3 protein-coding genes are annotated in these 4,524 nt (G+C 49.2%); all 3 read left to right on the top strand.

Annotated features, from left to right (window positions below; genetic code table 11):
- A partial coding sequence (recJ, locus tag ABUA34_RS13865; protein WP_349823504.1) for a single-stranded-DNA-specific exonuclease RecJ occupies nt 1–1,788 on the top strand: 1,788 nt, incomplete at its 5' end.
- Nucleotides 1,789–1,851: 63 nt separating this feature from the next.
- Entirely contained in the window at nt 1,852–2,376 is a 525-nt protein-coding gene (locus ABUA34_RS13860) for an adenine phosphoribosyltransferase (RefSeq protein ID WP_015534328.1), read from the top strand.
- A gap of 227 nt (nt 2,377–2,603) precedes the next feature.
- Nucleotides 2,604–4,524: RelA/SpoT family protein (locus tag ABUA34_RS13855; RefSeq protein ID WP_502880275.1), on the top strand; the 1,921-nt coding region annotated here is incomplete at its 3' end.

Below are 4,524 nucleotides of genomic sequence, written 5' to 3'. Positions count from 1 at the left end.
GGCGAGAGGTTCGGTGTGAGTCCTGTTGTGGCGAGGGTTATCACGAACAGAGGAGTCACCGGGGAGAAAGCCATAGCTATGTACCTTGATGGCGACTGGGATTCCATGCACGATCCGGCACTGATGAAGGACATGGTGGAAGCCGGTGAGATAATAAAGGAAAAGCTCAGCGATAACAGGAGGATAAGGATAATCTCGGACTACGACGTGGACGGGGTTACCTCCAATTATATATTGCTTCTCGGCCTTCGGAGAACATGGGCGGCGCTGCACGGAAGCTGCGCTGATGACTGCACCGTGGTGGATTACGACATTCCACATCGAGTGCATGATGGATACGGAATAAATAAAAGACTTATAGATGCCGCCATAGCGGATGGTGTTGATACTATCATAACCTGCGACAATGGAATAGCGGCGATAGAACAGGTGAGATATGCGAAGGAGCGCGGGCTTACGGTCATCGTCACGGATCACCATCAGATCCCATTTGAGGAGAGTGATGGCGGCGAGCGGGTATATATGCTGCCCCAGGCGGATGCGGTCATAGACAATCAGAGGCAGGACTGTGAATATCCATTCAAGGGGCTGTGCGGGGCCGGCGTTGCGTTCAAGCTCATCCAGTACATGTACAGGATATGCGGGATAGCCGAGAGCGAGGTAAATGAATTCATGGAGATCCTGGGGCTGGCTACCAACTGTGACATGATGGATCTGGTGGATGAGAACAGACTCTATGTAAAATATGCCCTTGAAAGTCTGAAGGACAGCCGCAATCCGGGTCTGAATGCCCTCATGAGGCTCAGCGGCAGAAATGAGAAGAAGATATCAACGTATGATCTGGGATTTCTGATAGGGCCGTGCATCAATGCGGCGGGAAGACTGGGGGATGCGAAACAGAGCCTTGAGTTCTTGCTTGAGAGAGATCCAAATGTCGCCGAGGCAAGGGCTAGGGAACTGCTGGCTGTCAACAATGAGAGAAAGAACATGACGGAGGCCGGAGCCCGGCATATCACAGATATGCTTGAGACAGCCACTGTGAACGGAGAGTTCGGACAGGCGGCTACCCTTGCGGACAAGGTGCTTGTGGTGTATATACCGGCTGTACATGAGAGCGTTGTGGGAATAATCGCCAGCAGGCTCAAGGAGGCATACACAAGACCTGCGATGGTGTTCACGGACGCAGAGACGCCGGGGATACTGAAAGGATCGGGAAGATCCATAGACAGCTACAACATGTTCGAGGAGCTGAACCGGTTCCGGGAGATGTTCACTGCATTTGGCGGACATGCCATGGCGGCGGGCTTTTCCATAGAGAAGGAGAGGCTTGACGAGCTGAGGCGGAAGCTCAATGAAGCGGCGGTGCTGACGGATGAAGATATAACACCTAAGCTGATGATAGATGTGACCATGCCGCTGGCGTACAACAGCATAGAGCTGACGGAACAGATCGAGAGGCTTGAACCATACGGAAAGGGTAACAGGAAACCGCTGTTTGCACAGGCGGCAGTACCGGTGCGAAGGGCGCAGATACTTGGAAGAAACAAAAATCTTCTGAAGCTCCAGCTTGATACCTGGTACGGAAGGTGCGTGGATGCCATAGATTTTGATCCGGATACATTTGTGAATAACATAAAACAGTGGTTTGGAGAGGATGAATGTGTTAAAATGTTAAATGGTCAGCCGAACGCCGTAGTGATAGATGTCGCATACTATCCGACCATCAATGAATATATGGGAAGACGTTCACTCCAGATGAAGATGGAGGCCTATAACAAGGGAATATAAGCTGACTTTGATGAGAATACTATTAAGTGCATTTGTAATATATATCATACAGGAGGACGTAAGATGAGTGAGGTAGAAAAGTATATCAAGAGTATTCCTGATTTTCCACAGCCGGGAATCATATTCAGGGATGTGACAAGTGTAACTGAGGATCCTGAGGGCATGAAGCTGGCCATCGATGAGATGGATAAGCTGCTGGAGGGAGTAGATTACGATGTCATCGCCGGAGCAGAGTCCAGAGGATTTATATTTGGAGCACCGCTGGCATACAAGAACGGCAAGGGACTTGTTCTCGTGAGAAAGAAGGGCAAGCTTCCGAGAGAGACCGTGGAGATGTCTTACGATCTTGAGTATGGACAGGCTACTATAGAGATACATAAGGATTCCATCAAGCCGGGTGAGAAGGTCGTGCTGGTGGATGATCTTATTGCAACAGGTGGAACCATAGAGGCTGCGGCTAAGCTTATAGAGAGCCTTGGCGGAATAGTAGTCAAGATGGTATTCCTCATAGAGCTGACAGACCTGAAGGGAAGAGAGAGACTTTCCAAATATGACGTGGCTTCAGTAGTACAGTTTGAGGGAGAATGATCAGGGCAGAATAAAACAGGAAGTGTGGTGAGCATATGGGAGAGACATTGGATAAGACACAGGACAATATAATAGCTCAGGAGACGAAGAGAGCTGCGGAAGCAGGTGTTATCACCTCGGAGCAGGCCACGAAGGATGGAATAGCAGCCATCGAGAAGGCTCTTGCGTCTGGCAAGAATGTTCCTCAGAATGAACTTATAAAGCTGGAGGAGCAGGCGAATAAGCAGATGAAGGCGAAGAGAGAGATAGATCTGTCCACACCGGCAGATTTTACACCGCCGGAGGAATTGTATAAGGAGCTTATCTCAAGGATACTCACATATCACCCATCTGCCGACATCACTATGATAGAGAAGGCATATAAGGTGGCGGACGCTGCCCACAAGGGACAGCTCAGAAAGTCCGGGGAGCCTTATATCATGCACCCTCTGAATGTGGCCATAATCCTGGCAGAGCTCGAGCTTGACAAGGAGACGATAGTGGCTGGAATACTTCACGATGTCGTTGAGGATACAGTCATGACATCTGAGGAGATAGCAGCGGAGTTCTCCGAGGAGGTTGCTTTCCTTGTGGATGGAGTTACGAAGCTGACACAGCTCAAGATGACCACGGACAAGATAGAGGTTCAGGCGGAGAATCTGCGTAAGATGTTCCTCTCCATGGCGAAGGATATCAGAGTCATACTGATAAAGCTGGCGGACAGACTCCACAATCTGAGAACCCTCCAGTATCAGTCACCGGAGAAGCAGATAGAGAAGGCCAGAGAGACCATGGATATATATGCGCCTATCGCACACAGACTTGGTATCAGCAAGATCAAGGTCGAGCTGGATGACCTGTCCATGATGTACCTCATGCCGGATGTGTACAAGGATCTCAAGGCGCAGATAGATGAGAAGCTTACCGAGAGGGATGCTTATATCAAGAGGGTCGTTGCCGATGTCAAGAAGCATATTGATAATGCCGGACTTGAGGCTGAGATAGACGGAAGAGTAAAGCATTTCTTCAGTATATATAAGAAGATGAAGAACCAGAACAAGACTCTGGATCAGATATACGATATATTTGCGGTACGTATCAAGGTGAATACGGTCAGGGACTGTTACTCAGCACTGGGTATCATTCATGAGATGTACAAGCCTATTCCGGGAAGATTCAAGGACTACATAGCTATGCCTAAGTCCAACATGTACCAGTCCCTTCACACCACACTGATCGGACCTGAGGGACAGCCATTTGAGATACAGATAAGAACCTACGAGATGCACAGAACGGCTGAGTATGGTATCGCTGCGCACTGGAAGTACAAGGAGAACATAACCGGTACGGTCATGCAGAAGGAGGAGGAAAAGCTCTCCTGGCTCCGTCAGATCCTTGAGTGGCAGAGGGATACCGATGACAACAAGGAGTTCATGAGCTTTGTCAAGACTGACCTTGATCTCTTTGCTGAACAGGTATACTGCTTTACTCCTGCCGGAGATGTTAAGAACCTTCCTAGCGGATCCACACCTATAGATTTTGCCTATGCCATTCACACGGCGGTGGGCAACAAGATGGTCGGTGCAAGGATCAACGGACGACAGGTTCCTATAGATACCAAGCTTAACAACGGAGATCGTGTGGAGATCATAACCTCACAGAACTCCACAGGACCAAGCCGTGACTGGCTGAATATAGTCAAGAGTACACAGGCGAGGACAAAGATCAACCAGTGGTTTAAGCATCAGCTCAAGGATGAGAATATCAGCCGCGGAAGAGAGCTCATACTGAACTACTGCAAATCAAAGGGAATAGACTACTCCATGTACTCAAAGCCTGAGTATCAGGAGAAGATATACAAGAAGTACAATTTCCAGGATTGGGATTCCATAGTTGCCGCCGTTGGACATGGCGGAATCAAGGAAGGTCAGATAGTAAACCGTCTGATTGATGAGTACAACAAGGAGCACAAGCCACAGACTGCCACGAACGCTGAGGTTCTGGACGAGTATTCGGTGAAGAAGAACCATGGCAACCATACCGGCAAGGGTGGAATAATCGTAAACGGCATAGATGACGTTGCCGTGAGATTCTCCAAGTGCTGTTCACCTGTTCCGGGGGATGAGATCATAGGATTTATCACCAGAGGACGAGGTGTGTCCATACACC

Origin of the sequence: Coprococcus sp. RTP21428st1_C9_RTP21428_210409, from assembly GCF_040227395.1 — a bacterium.
GTDB classification, from domain to species: domain Bacteria; phylum Bacillota; class Clostridia; order Lachnospirales; family Lachnospiraceae; genus Coprococcus; species Coprococcus aceti.
This window is presented reverse-complemented; position numbering and strand designations above follow the sequence as displayed.